Annotated in this window: 19 protein-coding genes and 1 riboswitch; of the genes, 10 read left to right on the top strand and 9 right to left on the bottom strand. The window is 60.8% G+C overall.

Annotated features, from left to right (window positions below; genetic code table 11):
- Nucleotides 1–7: 7 nt before the first annotated feature.
- From GDV60_RS25405 to GDV60_RS25395, 3 genes are read left to right on the top strand one after another with little or no spacing between them, the layout of a single operon-like run.
- A complete protein-coding gene (locus GDV60_RS25405) occupies nucleotides 8–1,249 on the top strand; it encodes a D-amino acid dehydrogenase (protein WP_029297406.1) in 1,242 nt (413 codons plus the stop codon).
- A 9-nt stretch (nucleotides 1,250–1,258) separates the two neighbouring features.
- Complete coding sequence (locus GDV60_RS25400) at nucleotides 1,259–1,612, top strand: RidA family protein (protein WP_029297404.1); 354 nt, start codon at nucleotides 1,259–1,261, stop codon at nucleotides 1,610–1,612.
- 24 nt (nucleotides 1,613–1,636) lie between these two features.
- Nucleotides 1,637–2,539: a transporter substrate-binding domain-containing protein gene (locus GDV60_RS25395; RefSeq protein WP_029297402.1), complete on the top strand. Its 903-nt coding sequence runs from the start codon at nucleotides 1,637–1,639 to the stop codon at nucleotides 2,537–2,539.
- 129 nt (nucleotides 2,540–2,668) lie between these two features.
- On the opposite strand, the gene GDV60_RS25390 is transcribed toward GDV60_RS25395, so the two are convergent.
- Both GDV60_RS25390 and GDV60_RS25385 read right to left on the bottom strand, forming a co-directional pair.
- Nucleotides 2,669–3,388 carry a 16S rRNA (uracil(1498)-N(3))-methyltransferase gene (locus GDV60_RS25390; protein WP_159909060.1) on the bottom strand — a complete coding sequence of 240 codons (720 nt, stop codon included), beginning with the start codon at nucleotides 3,386–3,388 and terminating at the stop codon, nucleotides 2,669–2,671.
- A 152-nt stretch (nucleotides 3,389–3,540) separates the two neighbouring features.
- Complete coding sequence (locus GDV60_RS25385; protein ID WP_159909058.1) at nucleotides 3,541–4,947, bottom strand: adenosylmethionine--8-amino-7-oxononanoate transaminase; 1,407 nt, start codon at nucleotides 4,945–4,947, stop codon at nucleotides 3,541–3,543.
- Nucleotides 4,948–5,221: 274 nt separating this feature from the next.
- On the opposite strand from GDV60_RS25385, the gene GDV60_RS25380 reads away from it, so the two are divergent.
- Both GDV60_RS25380 and GDV60_RS25375 read left to right on the top strand, forming a co-directional pair.
- Nucleotides 5,222–5,773, top strand: coding sequence for a cytochrome b (locus tag GDV60_RS25380; RefSeq protein WP_159909056.1), 552 nt, complete (start codon nucleotides 5,222–5,224; stop codon nucleotides 5,771–5,773).
- A 32-nt stretch (nucleotides 5,774–5,805) separates the two neighbouring features.
- A complete protein-coding gene (locus GDV60_RS25375) occupies nucleotides 5,806–6,384 on the top strand; it encodes a YceI family protein (protein WP_092231068.1) in 579 nt (192 codons plus the stop codon).
- Between the two features lie 423 nt (nucleotides 6,385–6,807).
- On the opposite strand, the gene GDV60_RS25370 is transcribed toward GDV60_RS25375, so the two are convergent.
- The 4 genes from GDV60_RS25370 to ahcY form a co-directional block, all read right to left on the bottom strand.
- A complete protein-coding gene (locus GDV60_RS25370; protein WP_159909054.1) occupies nucleotides 6,808–8,688 on the bottom strand; it encodes a DEAD/DEAH box helicase in 1,881 nt (626 codons plus the stop codon).
- A 223-nt stretch (nucleotides 8,689–8,911) separates the two neighbouring features.
- A complete protein-coding gene (locus GDV60_RS25365) occupies nucleotides 8,912–9,715 on the bottom strand; it encodes an ABC transporter substrate-binding protein (RefSeq protein ID WP_092231065.1) in 804 nt (267 codons plus the stop codon).
- Between the two features lie 127 nt (nucleotides 9,716–9,842).
- Nucleotides 9,843–10,688: a methylenetetrahydrofolate reductase [NAD(P)H] gene (metF, locus tag GDV60_RS25360; RefSeq protein WP_029297387.1), complete on the bottom strand. Its 846-nt coding sequence runs from the start codon at nucleotides 10,686–10,688 to the stop codon at nucleotides 9,843–9,845.
- Between the two features lie 174 nt (nucleotides 10,689–10,862).
- Entirely contained in the window at nucleotides 10,863–12,272 is a 1,410-nt protein-coding gene (ahcY, locus tag GDV60_RS25355) for an adenosylhomocysteinase (protein ID WP_029297385.1), read from the bottom strand.
- A gap of 21 nt (nucleotides 12,273–12,293) precedes the next feature.
- Nucleotides 12,294–12,401: riboswitch (S-adenosyl-L-homocysteine riboswitch) on the bottom strand.
- A gap of 198 nt (nucleotides 12,402–12,599) precedes the next feature.
- Between ahcY and GDV60_RS25350 the strand changes: the two genes are divergently transcribed.
- The gene (locus GDV60_RS25350) at nucleotides 12,600–12,998 is read left to right on the top strand and encodes an acyl-CoA thioesterase (RefSeq protein WP_029297383.1); all 399 of its coding nucleotides are present in this window, start codon (nucleotides 12,600–12,602) and stop codon (nucleotides 12,996–12,998) included.
- Nucleotides 12,999–13,083: 85 nt separating this feature from the next.
- Entirely contained in the window at nucleotides 13,084–13,971 is an 888-nt protein-coding gene (locus tag GDV60_RS25345) for a formate/nitrite transporter family protein (protein WP_029297381.1), read from the top strand.
- Here the strand turns inward: GDV60_RS25345 and GDV60_RS25340 are convergent.
- Complete coding sequence (locus GDV60_RS25340) at nucleotides 13,965–15,224, bottom strand: sodium:proton antiporter (RefSeq protein ID WP_159909052.1); 1,260 nt, start codon at nucleotides 15,222–15,224, stop codon at nucleotides 13,965–13,967. The two genes, GDV60_RS25345 and GDV60_RS25340, sit on opposite strands and share 7 nt — an antisense overlap.
- Before the next feature lie 136 nt (nucleotides 15,225–15,360).
- On the opposite strand from GDV60_RS25340, the gene GDV60_RS25335 reads away from it, so the two are divergent.
- Nucleotides 15,361–16,194, top strand: a complete 834-nt coding sequence (locus tag GDV60_RS25335) for an EamA family transporter (protein ID WP_029297377.1) — start codon at nucleotides 15,361–15,363, stop codon at nucleotides 16,192–16,194.
- Nucleotides 16,195–16,225: 31 nt separating this feature from the next.
- The gene (locus GDV60_RS25330) at nucleotides 16,226–16,612 is read left to right on the top strand and encodes an MAPEG family protein (RefSeq protein ID WP_070993958.1); all 387 of its coding nucleotides are present in this window, start codon (nucleotides 16,226–16,228) and stop codon (nucleotides 16,610–16,612) included.
- A gap of 244 nt (nucleotides 16,613–16,856) precedes the next feature.
- Here GDV60_RS25330 and GDV60_RS25325 read toward each other — a convergent pair whose 3' ends face one another.
- Nucleotides 16,857–18,038: a murein transglycosylase A gene (locus GDV60_RS25325; RefSeq protein WP_104911068.1), complete on the bottom strand. Its 1,182-nt coding sequence runs from the start codon at nucleotides 18,036–18,038 to the stop codon at nucleotides 16,857–16,859.
- A 128-nt stretch (nucleotides 18,039–18,166) separates the two neighbouring features.
- Here GDV60_RS25325 and GDV60_RS25320 point away from each other — a divergent pair, with 128 nt between their 5' ends.
- Nucleotides 18,167–18,616 (top strand): cytochrome c, encoded by a 450-nt coding sequence (locus tag GDV60_RS25320; protein ID WP_029297371.1) that lies wholly within the window; start codon nucleotides 18,167–18,169, stop codon nucleotides 18,614–18,616.
- A 30-nt stretch (nucleotides 18,617–18,646) separates the two neighbouring features.
- Here the strand turns inward: GDV60_RS25320 and GDV60_RS25315 are convergent, their stop codons facing one another.
- Entirely contained in the window at nucleotides 18,647–19,042 is a 396-nt protein-coding gene (locus GDV60_RS25315) for a DUF1090 domain-containing protein (protein WP_159909050.1), read from the bottom strand.
- Nucleotides 19,043–19,084 lie beyond the last annotated feature (42 nt).

The following is a 19,084-nucleotide window of genomic DNA, read 5'->3' as shown; positions in this document are numbered from 1 at the left end:
AATCGACATGGCTCAGCAGGTTTGCATCATTGGCGGTGGGGTCATCGGTCTGGCGAGCGCCTATGCCCTGGTGCGCGCCGGTATGGACGTGACGGTGGTCGAGGCCCGCGACAGCCTGGGCAGCGAGACCAGTTTTGCCAATGGCGGCCAGTTGTCCTACCGCTACGTCGCGCCGCTGGCGGACAAGGGCGTGCCGTTGCAAGCCATTGGCTGGCTGCTGCGCGGTGATTCGCCGTTGAAGCTGCGGCCGCGCCTGGACCCCGCGCAATGGCGCTGGATGGCCGCGTTCCTCGGTGCTTGCCGGGCCTCGGTGAACAAGCGCAACGCCGGCCATCTGTTGCGCCTGGCCACGTTGAGCCAAGGCATCTTGCAGCAGTGGCGCGAAGAGGATGGGCTGGACGGCTTCGACTGGCAGCGCAATGGCAAGCTGGTGACATTTCGCAGCCATCACACCTTCGAACATGCCCGCGGCAAAGTGCTGGATCGCCTGCAGCAACAGGTGCTGTCGGCGGCCGATTGCACGCGCCTGGAACCGACCCTGGGCGCGAAGGATTTTGTCGGCGGGATCTACACGCCCAATGAAGAAGTAGCGGACTGTCACCGCTTCTGCCAGCAACTGGCGGCGCGCCTTGAAGCGTCGGGCCGTTGCCGGTTTGTGCTGGGGCGCAAGGTCACGGGTATCCGGCATGCCAACGGCACGGTGCAGGCGATTGAGTTGGGTAGCGAGGTGATGCCGGTGCAGCACCTGGTGTTGGCGGCGGGGGTGCGCAGCCCTGAGCTGGCGTTGCCGGGGATCGCGCTGCCACTGTACCCGCTCAAGGGCTACAGCCTGAGTGTGCCGATTGGCGAGCAGCACGCCGCGCCGAAAATCAGCATCACCGACTATGACCGCAAGATCGTTTACGCACGGATCGGCGAACAGCTGCGGGTGGCGGCGATGGTCGACATCGTCGGCTTTGATACGGGCCTTGAGCCCAAGCGCCTGGCCCTGATCAAGCGCCAGGCCTGTGAGACGTTCCCCTTGGCCGGTGACTATAGCCAGGCCATCGAATGGGCCGGCATGCGCCCGGCCACCCCCAGCGGTGTGCCGCTGATTGGCGCCAGCGTGTACCGCAACTTGTGGCTCAACCTTGGCCACGGCGCCCTGGGCTTCACCCTGGCCTGTGGCAGCGGCCAGGTATTGGCCGAACTGATCGGCCAGCACACCACTTCCATTGACATGCAGGGCCTCGCGCCCCGCGCCGCATAGGGCACCGCAATGACCATCAACCGGATCGACAGCAATAATCGCCTATCGGGCGCCGTGACCTACCAGGACCTGGTATTCCTCTCCGGCCAAGTGCCGGGTCAGGGCCAGGACGTCACCACCCAGACCCACGAGGTGCTGGCCAAGATTGACGCGCTGCTGGCGCAAGCTGGCAGCGACAAGGATCATCTGCTCAATGCGACCATTTACCTGAAGAACATCCAGGAAGGTTTTGCGCCGATGAATGATGTCTGGTCCGCCTGGCTCACGCCCGGCCAGGCACCGACCCGCACCACCCTGCAGGCGGAACTGGCACGCCCGAGCGTGCTGGTGGAAATCAGCGTGATTGCTGTACGCCGCCCATAACAAGAACACCAACGGAGAATAACAATGCAAAAAATCACGTTGATCGGTACCGCACTGGGGCTGTTGTTGACGGCCCAGGCCCAGGCCAATGAAGCGCCGCTGACGGGCACCCTGGCCAAGGTCGCGAATGCCAAGAGCATCACCCTGGGTTATCGCGATGCGTCGGTGCCGTTTTCCTATGTCGGCGATAACACCGGCAAACCCATGGGCTATTCGGTGGACCTGGCGAGCAAGATTGTCGAGCGTATTCAACAAAAGACCGGTGTGCCCAAGCTCAACGTGAAGTACAACCTGGTCACCTCGCAGACGCGTATTCCGCTGGTGATCAACGGCACGGTGGACCTGGAGTGCGGCTCCACCGGGGTGACGGCCGAGCGGCAGAAGCAGGTGGCGTTTTCCTATGGCTTTATCTATGTGAAGGGCCAGTTGCTCACCGCCAACGACAGCGGTATCCAGCGCTTCGCCGACCTGCGCGGCAAGAACGTGGTGACCACCGCCGGCACCACCAACGAGCGGTTCCTCAAGAGCTACAACCATGAGCACAAGCTGGATATGTCGGTGATCAGCGCCAAGGATCATGGCGAGGCGTTCCAGATGCTGCAATCGGGTCGGGCCGTGGCGTTCTATATGGATGACGCGTTGCTCTATGGCGAGCGCGCCAAGGCCAAGGACCCGCACAAGTGGGTGGTGGTGGGCGAGGAGCAGTCGCGGGAAATCTACAGCTGCATGGTGCGCAAGGACGACCCGCAGTTTCTGGCGGTGGTCAACGAGACCCTGGGCGAGCTGTACAGCTCGGGGGAAATCAACGGGATCTACCAGCGCTGGTTTGAACAGCCGATTCCGCCGAAGGGATTGAACCTGGAATTCCCCATGACCAGCGAGCTGAAGGCGATTATTGCCAAGCCGGTGAGTGATCCGGTGGAGTAAACACTCAATCCCCTTGTGGGAGCGGGCTTGCTCGCGAAAGCGGTGTGTCAGTCAATACATCCGCAGACTGATAAAACGCTATCGCGAGCAAGCCCGCTCCCACATTTTTGATTGGGTTTACATGCAGGGTTAGAAGTCGCCCCAGAGTTGTTGAGCGACTGATAACGCGACTACCGGTGCAGTCTCGGTGCGCAATACCCGTGGGCCCAGTCGTGCGGCGTGGAAACCAGCGTGTTTCGCAGTTTCGACTTCGCCATCGGTCAAGCCACCCTCCGGCCCGATCAAAAATGCCAGGCTCGACGGCTTGGCATGGCTCACCAGCGGCTCGGCCACCGGGTGCAGCACCAGCTTCAAATCCGCCTCGGCCTGTTTCAACCAATCGGCCAGCAACAGCGGTGGGTGAATCACCGGCACCGTGGAGCGGCCGCATTGCTCACAGGCGCTGATCGCCACCTGGCGCCAGTGCAGCAGACGTTTGTCGGCGCGTTCGTCCTTGAGGCGCACCTCGCAGCGCTCGCTGAAGATCGGCGTAATGGCGCTGACCCCAAGCTCGGTGGCTTTCTGGATTGCCCAATCCATACGCTCGCCACGGGACAATCCCTGGCCCAGATGAATGTGCAGCGGCGATTCGACCTGGCCGGCGAAGGCCTCGGTGAGTTGCACGGTCACGCGTTTTTTCCCGACTTCCAGCAGCGTGCCGCGAAACTCCTGGCCAGAGCCGTCAAACAGTTGCACGCCATCGCCTTCGTTCATGCGCAACACGCGGCTGATGTAATGCGCCTGGGCTTCGGGCAGTTCGTGGTCGCCAAGGCTTAGCGGGGTATCGGTGAAAAAACGCGACAGTCTCATTTCTGTTCTCTGCAAATAATGTGTGTGTTGCTATGCAGCGGGAGCGACGCTTTTCCTGTAGGCGCCGGCTTGCCGGCGATGGAGGCATCAAGGTCTGCGCAAGACTTGCGGGCCTCATCGCCGGCAAGCCGACTCCTACAGGGGGCTGAGGGTTAGCCTGGGTCGCGAAAGCCTGGGTGAAAGTCTTTCGGGACTGCCACGCTGACTTTGCTGTTGGTGGCGATATCAATGCCTTCAGTGGCCACTTCGGCCAGGAAGTCGATCTGCTCCGGGGTAATCACGTAGGGCGGCAGGAAATACACCACGCTGCCCAGGGGCCGCAGCAATGCACCGCGCTCCAGGGCATGCTCGAACACTTTCAGGCCGCGCCGTTCCTGCCACGGGTAGGCGGTCTTGGTGGCTTTGTCCTGCACCATCTCGATGGCCAGCACCATGCCGGTCTGGCGCACTTCTGAGACATGGGGGTGGTCCACCAGGTGCGCGGTGGCCGTAGCCATGCGCTGGGCCAGGGCCTTGTTGTTCTCGATGACGTTGTCTTCTTCGAAAATATCCAGGGTCGCCAGGGCCGCCGCACACGCCAGCGGGTTGCCGGTGTAGCTGTGGGAATGCAGGAAGGCGCGCAGGGTCGGGTAGTCGTCGTAGAAGGCGCTGTACACATCTTCGGTGGTGACCACGGCCGCCAGCGGCAGGTAGCCGCCGGTCAGGGCCTTGGACAGGCACAGGAAGTCCGGGCGGATGCCCGCTTGCTCACAGGCGAACATGCGGCCGGTACGGCCGAAGCCTACGGCGATTTCGTCGTGGATCAGGTGTACGCCATAGCGATCGCAGGCTTCGCGCAGCAGCTTGAGGTATACCGGGTGGTACATGCGCATGCCACCTGCGCCCTGGATCAGCGGCTCGACGATCACGGCGGCGACGCTGTCGTGGTTGTCGGCCAGGGTCTGTTCCATCGCCCGGAACATGTGGCGCGAGTGTTCTTCCCAGCTCATGCCTTCGGGGCGCAGGTAGCAGTCCGGGCTGGGCACCTTGATGGTGTCCAGCAGCAAGGCCTTGTAGGTCTCGGTGAACAATGGCACATCGCCGACCGACATCGCGGCGATGGTTTCGCCGTGGTAGCTGTTGGTCAGGGTGACAAAGCGCTTCTTGTTCGGCTGGCCGCGGTTGAGCCAGTAGTGAAAGCTCATTTTCAACGCGACTTCGATACACGACGAACCGTTATCGGCATAGAAGCACCGCGTCAGGCCCTCGGGCGTGATCTTTACCAGGCGCTCGGACAGTTCGATCACCGGCTGGTGGCTGAAACCGGCGAGGATCACGTGCTCCAGTTGGTCCACCTGATCCTTGATGCGCTGGTTGATGCGCGGGTTGGCGTGGCCGAACACATTGACCCACCAGGAGCTGACGGCATCGAGGTAACGCTTGCCTTCGAAGTCTTCCAGCCATACGCCTTCACCGCGCTTGATCGGCACCAACGGCAGTTGCTGGTGGTCTTTCATCTGGGTGCAGGGGTGCCACAACACGGCAAGATCGCGTTGCATCCACTGGTTATTCAAGCCCATCTTTGCGTCTCCTCGAAGCGCTGCCACGACCTGCGCAGGCAAAACAATCGCGCAAGCCTATGCAATGGCGGGCTGTGTCACAACCCATGAGCCATGAATTGGCAGTAAATGCAGGACGGTCTGTCACGTTTGTGCTCAATAGTCCTTAATCCTTAGTTAATTTACTGTTCATAGGCTCAAGATCGGATAAATCGATCTTTCACAGCAAAATTTTCCGCTTTATATCGATAGGTAAAACGCTAGTCTTGGGCACGGCTCTTACGGGATTTGGGGAATGCAACTACGAAACACATCGACCCGCTACGGCTGGGTCAGCATTGTTATCCACTGGAGCGTGGCACTGGTGGTGTTCGGTCTGTTTGCGCTGGGCCTGTGGATGGTCGGTCTGGATTACTACAGCATGTGGCGCAAAGACGCGCCGGACCTGCATAAAAGCATCGGCATTACGCTGTTCGCGGTGATGTTGGTGCGCATTGTCTGGCGCCTGCTCAGCCCACCGCCGCCAGCGCTGGCCAGTTATAGCCGCATGACCCGGATCGGCGCGGCGTTTGGCCACGCGTTCCTGTATCTCGGGCTGTTTGCCGTGATGATTGCCGGCTACCTGATTTCCACCGCAGACGGTGTCGGGATCCCGGTGTTTGGTCTGTTTGAAATTCCTGCCGTGGTTTCCGGTCTACCGGACCAGGCAGACGTAGCCGGCCTGGTGCATTTGTACCTGGCCTGGGTGCTGGTGGTGTTTGCCGGCCTGCATGGCGTGGCCGCCTTGAAACACCACTTTATCGATCGTGACGCGACCCTGGTTCGTATGCTGGGGCGCAAAGCCTGATGTTCAACCTCGACTCACAAGGAATAGAAAGCATGTTGAAAAAAACTCTCGCCGCTCTGGCAATCGGTACTGCTCTGCTGTCTGCTGGTCAGGTGATGGCTGCTGATTACAAAATCGACAAGGAAGGCCAGCACGCCTTCATCGATTGGAAAATCAGCCACTTGGGCTACAGTTTCATCTACGGTACGTTCAAGGACTGGGATGGTACTTTCAGCTGGGATGCCGCCAAGCCTGAGGCCAGCAAAATCGCCGTCGACGTGAAAACCGCCAGCCTGTGGTCCAACCACGCTGAACGTGACAAGCACATCGCCAGCAAGGACTTCCTGGACGTTGCCAAGTTCGCCGATGCCAAGTTCGTTTCGACCGCGGTTAAACCAACCGGCGAAAAAACCGCTGACGTGACCGGCGACCTGACCTTCCACGGTGTAACCAAGCCTGTGACCTTCAAAGCCGTTTTCAACGGTGAAGGCAAGGATCCATGGGGCGGCGAACGTGCTGGCTTCAACGCAACGACCACGTTGAACCTGAGTGACTTCGGCATCAAAGGCCCAGGCCCGACTTCCCAGACTGTAGACCTGGATATCACGCTGGAAGGTGTCAAAACGAAGTAAATTCGCAAGCTGCATAAAAAACCGGATCGAGAGATCCGGTTTTTTTTAGCCTGGAACGCGGTCAATGCGGGAGCTGGCTTGCCTGCGATGGCCATAGGTATCTACACAACTTTCAGAAACTGACGAACTCCCCCGTGGCGAGCGGGCTTGTCCCGCGCTGGGCTGCGAAGCAGCCCCAATAAGCCGAATGCGTTGTACCAGATACACCGCAGCAGCTGGTTTTGGGGCTGCTTCGCAGCCCAGCGCGGGACAAGCCCGCTCGCCACAACGGCGCTATCAGCATGGATTTAGGCGTTGCGGCAACGTCGTGTAGATATCTATGGCCATCGCAGGCAAGCCAGCTCCCACAGTTGATCGATGCCCAGTCCATAAAAAATGCCCCGGATCTTTCGAACCGGGGCATTTTTCGTGGCGCTATGAAAATCAGCGGTTGCGGGTCAGCAACGCTGGTTTTTCACCACGAGGGCGGCCTGGCAGTTGATCCAACTGCTCAGGTGTCGGGAAGCGATCGCTTTTCGACTCCTTGTGGATAATCTTCGGCGTGGTGCCGCTGCGCGGGTTCTGCACGGCCGGCTCGGAGGCGCGTGGCTGCTCATCACGGGCAGGGCGGCGGTTGCGCGACTCTTCGCGACGGGCCTGGCCATCACGCGGAGCGCCGTTACGCGGACCATTGCGCTTGGCAGGCGGGGTGCCAGTGGTGGCGCCGTTGCTGCTGCGTGGACCATTCTGGCGACCCTGCGGCTGACCACCGGTGCGCGGAGCGCCGGCGCCTGCGCCCTGTGCCGGGGCACCTGGGCGGCGACCACGGCCCTGGGCCGGTTTGGCCTGGGGCACGTAGTCAACGCGGTTACCGAAGTTATCCACATCATCGTCGAGGAACTCGTCCGGTGCGCGGTCGGCTGCGGCGCGTGGTGGCTGGCTCGGCTGGCGCTGTTCGCGGGCCGGGGTGCCTTCGCGGGGCTTTTGCTCGCGGGCTGGGCGTTCGCCACGGCCGTTGGTAGGCGCCTTGTCCTTGCCGCCCTTGTCCTTGCCTTTGTCGCGACGACCACCGCCACCACCGCCGCCGTTCGGGCCATCGCCCTTGGGACCACGTGGGTTGCGCGGGTTACGCACATCCGGACGCTCGCGCACTTCCGGCTTTTCGGCTTCTACGGTGCTGGCATCGAAGCCCATCAGGTCGCCGTCGGCGATTTTCTGCTTGGTCATGCGCTCGATGCTTTTCAGCAGTTTTTCTTCATCCGGGGCGACCAGGGAAATGGCCTCGCCCGAACGACCGGCGCGGCCAGTCCGGCCGATACGGTGCACGTAGTCTTCATCGACGTTTGGCAGCTCGAAGTTGACCACGTGTGGCAGTTGGTCGATATCCAGGCCGCGGGCGGCGATATCGGTGGCGACCAGGATCCGCACGGAGCCGGCCTTGAAGTCGGCCAGGGCCTTGGTCCGCGCGTTCTGGCTCTTGTTGCCGTGGATGGCGACAGCGGTGAGGCCGTGCTTGTCCAGGTACTCGGCCAGGCGGTTGGCGCCGTGTTTGGTGCGGGTGAACACCAGCACCTGTTCCCAGGCGCCTGCAGTGATCAAGTGGGCCAGCAACGAGCGCTTGTGGCTGGCTGGCAGGCGGAACACCCGTTGCTCGATACGCTCGACCGTGGTGTTGGGCGGCGTGACTTCGATGCGCTCGGGGTTGTGCAGCAGCTTGCCGGCGAGGGCGGTGATGTCGTTGGAGAACGTTGCCGAGAACAGCAGGTTCTGACGCTTGGCCGGCAGGCGCGCGAGGACTTTCTTCACGTCATGGACAAAGCCCATGTCGAGCATGCGGTCGGCTTCGTCCAGCACGAGGATTTCCACGTGGGACAGATCGACGCTGCCTTGGCCGCAGAGGTCGAGCAAACGACCAGGGCAGGCGACCAGCACGTCAACCCCACGGGACATGGCCTGAACCTGTGGGTTCATGCCGACGCCGCCGAAGATGCAGGCGCTGACGAACTTCAGGTCACGGGCGTACAGCTTGAAGCTGTCATGCACCTGTGCGGCGAGTTCGCGGGTAGGGGTCAGGACCAGTACGCGGGGTTGGCGCGGGCCGTGACGCTGGGATTTGTCCGGGTGACCATTGGGGAACAACCGCTCCAGAATCGGGAGGGCGAAGCCGCCGGTTTTACCAGTACCTGTCTGAGCCGCGACCATCAGGTCGCGACCTTGCAACACGGCGGGAATAGCCCGCTGTTGCACCGGAGTAGGCTCGGTATAGCCCGCTGCCTCGATGGCGCGGACTAAAGCCTCGGAGAGACCGAGGGAAGCAAAGGACATGAGTAATCCTGTTTGTAGTTAGGGCTTGGCCCAAAGGGATAATCTTGCCGGGCGCGAATGGCGTTTAGAGGAACGCAATCCCGTCCGGTCCTGCTGGGGTTGGCAGGCACTCCAACGGCTCGCGCGGGCTGCAAAGCTGCGCAGTAGCGGGGTTGGATACCTGTGATACGACCACAGAGGCCGGGCGTAAGCCTGGCGGAAAGGCCGGAGTATAACAGAGCAATCACTGCGCGCTGCTTTCCTGCTGCTCAACGGTGTCGTCCAGTAGGGGCGACGGGGCGATTTGGCTCATGGTACCGGCATATTTTGCACTCAGGGCCGCGTAGGCGGGCTCTTGCTTGAAGCGTTTGAGCTCGGCGCCAAAGCGCTGCACCAGCAGGTCCATGCCCGCGCCACGGCGTACGGCCAGGAATTGCTTCTGGCTGCTGATCACCGGCGACGCCTGGGTAACTTGTTGCTCCAGGCCCAACTCCTTGAGCACATGCTGGCCGACCCGGCGGTCGGTGATCACCAGATCGATCCGGCCACGGGCCAACTTGCCGAAGTTGGCCTCATGGCTGGGGGCCGGCTCGCGGGTAAACAGGGAGGATTCGCTGAACCCGGCGCTATACAAGTAACCGGGGGACGTGCCGATGGTCAGCCCTTTCAGGTCGTTGAGGGTGCGGAATGGATGCGGGCGCTCGTTGGCGTAGAACATCACAAACTCAACCTGGGACAACGGTTCGCTGGGGTAAAGCAGTGCTGCGTCGCGTTCATGGCTGTGAAAAATGTCCAGCGCGCCATCTGCCAGGCCCTGGTCGAGCATGGCCAGGCAACGTTTCCAGGGCAGGAACTGCCATTGCACCTCAATCCCCAGGCGCTGGAACACGATCACGGTGGTCTCGTAGTCGAGCCCGCGCATCTGGCCGTTTTCTTCGTAGACGTAGGGTGCCCAGGGTTCGGTGACAATGCGCAGTTTCTCGCCATGGGCGGTCAGGCTCAGGCAAGTGAAAATAACAGCGGTCAACAACTGGAGAATGACGGGCATACCCTGAGGTTACGACTGTCTCAGGTTAAAGAGAAGCTCTGGATCGGGGATCTTCAGGCGGCAAACCTGAATTTTTATTGTGCCGCCGACCCGCGAGGAATCCGGGGCGACGGCACAACGGGCAGCCTCAGCGTGGCAGCTTGAGGTTGTTCCAGATCGCCAGGCTCGGGTCGGCCTGGTTCAGGGTGTAGAAGTGCAGCCCCGGTGCGCCACCTTGCAGCAAGGTCTCGCACATTTCGCTGATGACCTGCTCGCCGAAGGCCTGGATGCTTTTGACGTCATCGCCGTAGGCTTCCAGCTGCTTGCGTACCCAGCGTGGGATTTCTGCACCGCAGGCGTCAGAAAAGCGCGCCAGCTTGCTGTAGTTGGTGATTGGCATGATGCCCGGCACGATCGGGATGTTCACGCCCAGGGCCTGCACGCGCTCGACGAAGTAGAAGTAGCTGTCGGCGTTGAAGAAGTACTGGGTGATCGCGCTGTTGGCGCCGGCATTGGCCTTGCGTACGAAGTTGTTGAGATCGTCTTCGAAATTACGTGCCTGCGGGTGCATTTCCGGGTAAGCGGCCACTTCGATATGGAAGTGATCACCGGTTTCTTCACGAATGAAGCTCACCAGGTCGTTGGCGTAGCGCAGCTCGCCGCTGGCCATGCCCATGCCGGATGGCAGGTCACCGCGCAGGGCGACGATACGCTTGATGCCGGCAGCCTTGTACTGGGTCAGCAGGCCGCGCAGGTCGTCCTTGCTGTCGCCCACGCAAGACAGGTGCGGAGCCGCAGGCACCTTGGCTTCGCTTTCCAGCTGCAGCACGGTGTTGATCGTACGATCACGGGTCGAGCCGCCTGCGCCGTAGGTGCAGGAGAAAAAATCGGGGTTGTAGCTGGCCAACTGCTTAGCAGTTGCCATCAGTTTTTCATGCCCAGCATCGGTCTTGGTCGGGAAGAACTCGAAGCTGTAGCGACGGTCTTGGGACATGGTAATACCTATGGAAACTCATAAAGCCAGAAGGTGCACACCGTCAATGTGGGAGCGGGCTTGCTCGCGAAGGCGGTATGTCAGTAGTAGATAAGTCGACTGACACACCGCCTTCGCGAGCAAGCCCGCTCCCACAAAAGCCTGCCCCCACATGGGGAGCAGGCAGCAGGCAAATCAGTAGCGGTAGGCGTGCGGCTTGAACGGACCTTCGACAGTCACGCCGATGTAGTCGGCCTGGGTCTTGGTCAGTTGAGTCACTACGCCGCCGAAGCCGCGGACCATTTCCAGGGCCACTTCTTCGTCGAGTTTTTTCGGCAGTACTTCCACGGTCAGGCGCTCGGCTTTCTGGGCTGGCGACAGGTCGGCGTATTTCTGGTCGAACAGGAAGATCTGTGCCAGTACCTGGTTGGCGAACGAGCCATCCATGATGCGGCTTGGGTGGCCAGTGGCGTTGCCCAGGTTAACCAGGCGGCCTTCGGCCAGCAGGATCAGGTAGTCGTCGTTCTGTGGGTCGAAATCACCAGCACCGGTACGGTGAACCTTGTGCACCTGTGGCTTGACTTCTTCCCATGCCCAGTTCTTGCGCATGAAAGCGGTGTCGATCTCGTTGTCGAAGTGACCGATGTTGCACACCACGGCGCGCTTTTTCAGGGCCTTGAGCATGTTGGCATCGCACACATTCACGTTACCGGTGGTGGTCACGATCAGGTCGATCTTGCCCAGCAGGGCCTTGTCGATGCTGGCTTCGGTGCCGTCATTGACGCCATCGATGAACGGCGAGACCACTTCGAAACCGTCCATGCAGGCTTGCATGGCGCAGATCGGGTCAACTTCGGAAACCTTGACGATCATGCCTTCCTGACGCAGGGACTGGGACGAACCCTTGCCCACGTCACCGTAGCCGATCACCAGGGCTTGCTTGCCCGACAGCAGGTGGTCGGTGCCGCGCTTGATCGCATCGTTGAGGCTGTGACGGCAACCGTATTTGTTGTCGTTCTTGCTCTTGGTCACCGAGTCGTTGACGTTGATGGCCGGGATTTTCAGCTCGCCCTTGGCCAGCATGTCCAGCAGGCGGTGTACGCCGGTGGTGGTTTCTTCGGTCACGCCGTGGACGCGGTCCAGGATGGCCGGGTATTTCTTGTGCAGCAGCTCGGTCAGGTCGCCGCCGTCGTCGAGGATCATGTTGGCATCCCAAGGCGCGCCATCTTTCAGGATGGTTTGCTCCAGGCACCATTCGTACTCTTCTTCGGTCTCGCCTTTCCAGGCGAACACCGGTATACCGGCAGCGGCGATGGCGGCAGCGGCCTGGTCTTGAGTCGAGAAGATGTTGCAGGACGACCAACGCACTTCGGCACCCAGGGCAACCAGGGTTTCGATCAGCACGGCAGTCTGGATGGTCATGTGGATGCAGCCGAGAATCTTCGCGCCCTTGAGCGGCTGTTCAGCGGCGTACTTGCGGCGCAGACCCATCAGGGCTGGCATTTCGGATTCGGCGATAAAGGTTTCGCGACGGCCCCAGGCAGCGAGGGACATATCGGCGACTTTGTAGTCGGTAAAACCTGCAGGCGTGATTACAGCGCTCATGAAGAGCCTCCATTCGTAGTGTGCGAATGGGCGCCGTTGTGCGTTTAGTATCCAACCAGGACAACCTGGCTGGGCAACGCCCCATCCGAGCCTGACAGGCCAGGGCCTGCTGCAGCGCCCCTCGGACAGGTGGCGGGAGAACGGTATCAATCACAGATGACCGTTTTGAAACGGTGGCGATTATAGCCGCCTGCGCCCGACTTCCCAAGCCTTTCTGTCGGGCTCATGAAGATCGCTCATGGCTGTGATAGGCAATGGCTCATAGAGCTTGGGCCGGCGCTCTGCCATGATGTTGCCCATCATTTCGCAAGACGCTTTGGAGTGAACATGAACTTCCACACCCGCAAGTGGGTAAAACCCGAAGACCTGAACCCCAACGGCACCCTGTTCGGTGGCAGCCTGCTGCGCTGGATCGATGAAGAGGCGGCGATCTATGCGATTGTCCAGTTGGGCAACCAGCGAGTGGTGACCAAGTACATCTCCGAGATCAATTTTGTCAGCGCTTCGCGCCAGGGCGACATCATCGAGCTGGGCATCACCGCTACCGAATTTGGCCGCACCTCCATCACCCTGACCTGTGAAGTGCGCAACAAGATCACGCGCAAAAGCATCCTGACCGTGGAAAAAATGGTCTTCGTCAACCTCGGCGAAGACGGCCTGCCGGCGCCCCACGGGCGTACCGAGATCAAGTACGTGAAGGATCAGTTCCAGGACGACAGCGAGTAACGATCCGCCGTGTAGCGGTGGTCATTGAACGCTCTTGAGGGCGCACAGGTCGTACCTGAAATCGCCCCCTCGTTCAGGTACGCCCATGGCCACGCAAAAAGACGGCAAGACTCCCAATCTGTCGCAGGAAGAACAGCACGACGTGGACAAAAACCAGCCGCCCCGGGCGGCTGTGTTGCATGAAATCATCCGCACCCAGGGCGACCAGGAGCTGGAGCGCAGCGTCGCGGCGTTATGGTGGTCAGCGCTGGCTGCGGGTCTGACCATGGGCCTGTCATTGATGGCCATGGGGTTGCTCAACTCACGCCTGCCGGACGGCGAAGGCTTTAAGGTGATCGCCAGCCTGGGCTACTGCGCGGGTTTTTTGGCGGTGATCCTCGCGCGCCAGCAACTGTTCACCGAAAACACCCTGACCGCCGTGCTGCCGGTGATGAGCAAGCCGACCCTGGGCAATGCCGGGCGCCTGTTGCGGCTGTGGACGGTGGTGTTGGTGGGCAACCTGTGTGGCACCTTGCTGGTGGCCTATGTGATGTTGCACTTACCGATCTTCGACACCAAGACCGACCTGGCTTTCTTGGAGATCGGGCGCAAGATCATGGAGAACGACACCGGCCAAATGTTCGCCAAGGGCATTGTCTCCGGTTGGATGATCGCCACCATGGTATGGATGATCCCGTCCATGGAAAGCGCCAAGATGTGGATCATTATCCTGATCACCTATCTGATGGCACTGGGCGACTTTACCCACATCGTCGTCGGTTCGGCGGAGGTGTCCTACCTGGTATTTGCCGGCGAGCTGCCGTGGAAGGACTTCTGGCTGATATTTGCCGGCCCGACCCTGGCCGGCAACATCATCGGCGGCAGTTTTATCTTCGCGTTGATCAGCCATGCGCAGATTCGCAGCGAAAGCAGCTTGCCGGGTAAAAAGGCTGCGGATCCCAGGCATCCGCAGCAGATCGACAAGGATCAGTGATGTTCAGGCGTGGCCTGGGGCTCGCCCTCGGTCACGCGCTTGACCAGCCTGCCGATGCTCAAACCCTGCAACAGGATCGACGACAGCACCACGATATAGGTGATGCTCAACAGCAGGTCACGCTCCGGACCCAACGGCAAGGCCAGGGCCAGCGCCACTGAAACCCCGCCGCGCAGCCCGCCCCAGGTGAGGATGCGGATGGTGCCGCGCGGCACCGTGCGCCAGCGCCGCAGCAACAGGATCGCCGGGGCCACCGTCAGCAGGCGAGACAGCAGGATCGCTACCGCCAGCAGGCTGGCGGCAAGTACATGTAGCCAGTTGAACGGCAACAGCAGTAGTTCCATGCCGATCAGTGCAAACAGCAGTGCGTTGAGCATGTCGTCGAGCAACTCCCAGAAGCCATCCAGGTAGCGACGGGTCATGTCGTTCATCGCCAGCTTGCGTCCCAGGTTGCCGATGATCAGCCCGGCCACCACCATCGCAATCGGCGCCGATACGTGCAGCTCGGAGGCCATCGCCGAGCCGCCGATCACCAGTGCCAGGGTCAGCATGACTTCGATCTGATGCTGCTCGATGCTCTTGATCATCAGGTACACCAGGTAGCCGATCAGCCCGCCAAACACCACGCCGCCAATCGCCTCATGGGCAAACAGCATGGCAGTGGCGCCTACGGTGGGCGTCTCGCCGAGCTGCGCGATGCCCAGCAGTACGGTAAACACCACCACCGCCGTACCGTCGTTGAACAGCGATTCGCCGACAATCGTGGTCTTCAGCGGTTTTGACGCATTGGCGGTACGCAACACGCCGAGCACCGCAATCGGGTCGGTGGGCGAGATCAGTGCGCCGAACAGCAGGCAGTAGAGGAAGCTCACATGCCAGCCAAACAGGGCAAAGATGTAATACGCCAGGCTGCCGATCACTACGGTGGCGATCAATACGCCAAAGGTTGCCAGCAGGCCGATGGGCCAGCGATAACTGCGCAGGTCGTTCAGGTTGACGTGCAAGGCGCCGGCGAACAGCAGGAACGACAGCATCCAGTTCATCAGCAAGTCGCCGAAGTCGATTTGGCCGATCAATTGCTGGACGCGCTCTTCAAGGCCGGGGTAACCGATAAAGCTCAGGCCTTGGAGTAACAGGGAAAACATCAGCGCGGTGACCATTACGCCGATGGTCGGTGGCAAGCCGATAAACCGGAAGTTCACATAAGTGAGCAGGGTGGTGAGGCATATGAAGGCGGCAACAAGTTCAAGCATCCGGGGTCCTTTGGAAGGCGGTTGAAATAAGAGCAGATAGGGGAAATGGCAGCCGTCATAGGCATGCTAGGTGCGCCGAAGCGGCGTTTAGTATAAACATGTGCTGATACATCCCGAATCAATTAAGGAGGTTCCATTGCTTGCGACGGCCCTTGTCCTGGTAGCGGCGTTGTTGCATGCGACGTGGAACACCTTGATCAAATTCAGCGGCGAACGCCTGTTGGTGATCGCCTGCATGGACAGCGTTGCGCTGTTGTTTGTTCTGCTGGCGGTGGGATTTGTTTCACTGCCGCCCCTGGAAATCTGGCCGTGGATCATCGCTTCGGCGTTGTTCGAGTTGCTCTACCGGTACCTGTTGATCCAGGCCTATCGCGTCGGCGACCTGGGGCTGGTGTACCCGTTGATGCGTGGCTTATCACCGCTGGTGGTGCTGGCGTTGACCCTGGTGTTTGCTGGTGAAGTGCTCAGTACCCAGCAGATTGTCGGCATCCTGCTGATCCCGTTCGGCATGCTGTGCCTGTTGTGGCAGGGCGGTGGCGGGGACAGGTTGCCCTGGTCGATGCTGCCGGTGGTGGCGCTGATCGGCTTGTGCATCGGCTGCTATACCTTCCTCGACGGGCAGGCGCTGCGGCGCTGGTCGCACCCTTTGGACTACCTGGTCTGGCTGACGCTGCTCAGCGCCTGGCCTTTTCCATTGCTGGCCATGGTGCGCAAGCGGGCCGCGTTCAGCCTGTTCTGGCGCACGCAATGGCGGTTGGGGCTGAGCGTGGGATTGTGCGTGTTGTTGAGCTACGCTCTGGTGCTTTGGGCCATGCAGTTGGGCTCGATTGCCGAGGCCGCCGCGCTGCGGGAAGTCAGCGTGATCCTGGTGGTGTTGTTCGGTATGCGCTATCTGAAAGAACCTTTCGGCCGCTCCCGGCTCTTAGCCTGTGGGTTGGTACTGATCGGCATGCTCGTGATGAAACTCTAACCAGTGGATAAAACTAAAAAAGGAATGAGTGATGACTGTCGCTTTCTGGTGTGTGTTGATCGCAATTTTTCTGCCTTACCTGTGTACCGGCGTGGCCAAGTTCAGTGGCGGCAAATTCGGGCCCCGGCAGAACCACGACCCCCGGGCCTTCCTGGAGACCCTGGAAGGTTTTGCCAAACGCGCCCATAGCGCACAGCTCAACAGCTTTGAAGTGACCCCGGCGTTTGCGGCGGCGGTGATCATTGCCCACCTGGCGGGCAACGCGGAACTGGTGACCATCAACGTCCTGGCGGTGCTGTTTATCACCAGTCGCTTGTTGTACATCATCTGCTATTTGGCGGACTGGGCGATCTTGCGTTCGCTGGTGTGGTTTGTGGGCATGGTGTTGATTGCGAGCTTTTTCTTCGTCTCGATGTAAAGCACTGGGTCGGCGCCCGCTTGCTGTGGCGAGCAGGCTTGTTGTGGCGAGCGGGCTTGCCCCGCGCTGGGCTGCGAAGCAGCCCCAAAACCACCCGCTACGGATTATCTGATACACCGTATTCGACTTACTGGGGCTGCTTCGCAGCCCAGCGCGGGGCAAGCCCGCTCGCCACAGTAAGCCCCCTTGCCACAGTGAGCTCGCTTGCCCCAGTAGTAGCCCGCTTGCCCCGGTAAGCCGGCTCCTACAGGGGAGCGTCCGGCACTTTGGGTAGCGCTGCGCCCTTGGGCCACAGCATCCAGATCTGGCCCTGCTGTTTCATATTCCCGGCCAACTCGCCCGCAGCATCACCCGTGCCCCAGAACAGGTCCGCACGTACCTCACCGACAATCGCACCACCAGTGTCCTGGGCCGCTACCGGTCGTACCACTGGCGAGCCGTCGGGCCGGGTGGTCGACAGCCACAACAGGCTGCCCAGCGGGATGACCTTGCGGTCCACCGCCACGCTGTAGCCTGCAGTCAGCGGCACGTTCAGCGAGCCGCGCGGGCCTTCGTTGCTATCGGGCCGGGTGCTGAAGAAGACGTAGCTGGGGTTGCTCGCCAACAGTTCCGGGATGCGCTGCGGGTTTGCCTTGGCCCAGGCACTGATCGCGCCCATGCTGACTTCTTCTTTCTTCAACTCGCCTTGCTCCACCAGCCAGCGGCCGATCGGGCGATAGGGGAAACCGTTCTGGTCGGCGTAGCCCACGCGCAGTTGTCGGCCATCAGCCAGCTGGATGCGGCCAGAACCCTGGATTTGCAGGAATTGCAGGTCCATCGGGTGGGTCAGCCAGGCAATCGGCTTGGCACTGGAGCCTTGTTGGTTGATGGTGCCGGCATCGTCATAGGGCTTGAGGACCCGGCCTTCCAGGCGCCCGCGTAGGCGTTTGCCCTTGAGTTCGGGGTAGATGCTTTCGAGGTTGACGATGATCAGGTCGTCCGGCACGCCAAACACGGGGACATGGGCGGTTTTGGTTTCGGTGAGGCTGCCTGGATAGACCGGCTCGTAGTAGCCAGTGATCAGGCCATTGGGCGTGTTGTCCGCCGAGCGCAAGCCGTAGACGTCCAACTGTTGCTTGAGGAAGCCGCGGATGTCGCCGGCATTGCCCGGCACATTGACCGCTGCCGCGCAGGTGGTGCCCCATATCGGATCGTTCTTCAGGCGTTGGCAGGCACTGCGCCAGGATTCGAAACCGGCTTGCAGGTCGCTGTCCGAAACCACGGGCAGGGCGTCCCAGGTGGCGCTGACATAGGTCGCTACGGCGTGGGGTTTTTCGGGCGCAGGTGTGGGGGCCGGAGTGTTGCCGCCGTCGCATCCTGCGAGCAGCGCGATCATCGGCAGAGCCCACGCCAGTCGGCGACTCCAGGGGTTCAACAGGTTATTCATGCAAGTAAATTCCCAAGGCGATTGCCCGCGCAGGTTGTGGCGCAAGCATCCATATTATTAATAGGGCTATTGGTCTTTGCGGGCGGGGCGAGGATACTGGCCGCCGTTTCCCGTGACCCTGAGCCACCATGACTTTTAAAAAACTGACTGTTGTATTGCTGGCCTGCCTGACGCTGACTGCCTGCGGTGGCGTTGATCCAAACTCGCCACTGGGCCAGCGCAAGGCTATTTTCAAGCAGATGCTCAAGACCGGCGAAGACCTGGGTGGCATGCTGCGCGGTCGCATCCCGTTCGACGGGGCGAAATTTGCCGAAGGTGCGGTCAAGCTCGACGCTCTGTCCCATGAGCCGTGGAAGCACTTTCCAACGGTGCGCGAAGAAGACCACACCAGCGCCAAGGATGAGGTCTGGCAAAAACAGGCGCAGTTCCAGGAACTGGCGCGCAACCTTGAGGCGGCCACCGGTGAATTGGTGATCGCCAGCCAGGTTCAGCCTTACAAGGCCAGTAACCTGGGGCCGGCCGTGCAGAAAGTCGAAGATGCCTGCAGCGCCTGTCATAAGCAGTTTCGCGACCACTGAGCCTGATCGGGCAAGAACGCCGAATGCGCCTTACTTGTCCAGGTCGTCGAGGGCTTCCTGCAACTCTTTGCGCGATTCGGCGAGCTTGTCCTTACGCTTGTTGATCTTCTCGGAGTCGCCCTTTTTCATGGCCTTGTCGAGGTCGGCCTGACGGCGGCTGACTTCGTGTTTGGCATCCAGCACCTTGTTCTCGCGTTCCTTTTTCAGGGAGGCGTCGGTGCAATGGGCGGTGACTTCGCTCAAGGCTTTTTCCAGGCCGGCTTGTTGCTCACTGTTGCCGTGGACCTTGGCTTGTTCGATCTGCAGGCTGATGGCTTGACGCTTGGCGGCGCAGCCGGTCAGTTGCGGGGCCGTCTCGGCAGCCATCAATGGCGTGGTCATTAAGCTGGTGACGGTCAGCAGGGCAAGCGGTGCAAGAAACTTCATAAAGACTCCAAATTAAACAAGATCGTTGTCAGGTGGGCAGGA

The organism is Pseudomonas sp. DTU12.1 (assembly GCF_009873475.1).
In the GTDB taxonomy this organism is placed as follows: domain Bacteria; phylum Pseudomonadota; class Gammaproteobacteria; order Pseudomonadales; family Pseudomonadaceae; genus Aquipseudomonas; species Aquipseudomonas proteolytica.
The sequence above is the reverse complement of the archived record's forward strand: the minus strand, read 5'-3'. Positions and strand labels throughout refer to the sequence as shown.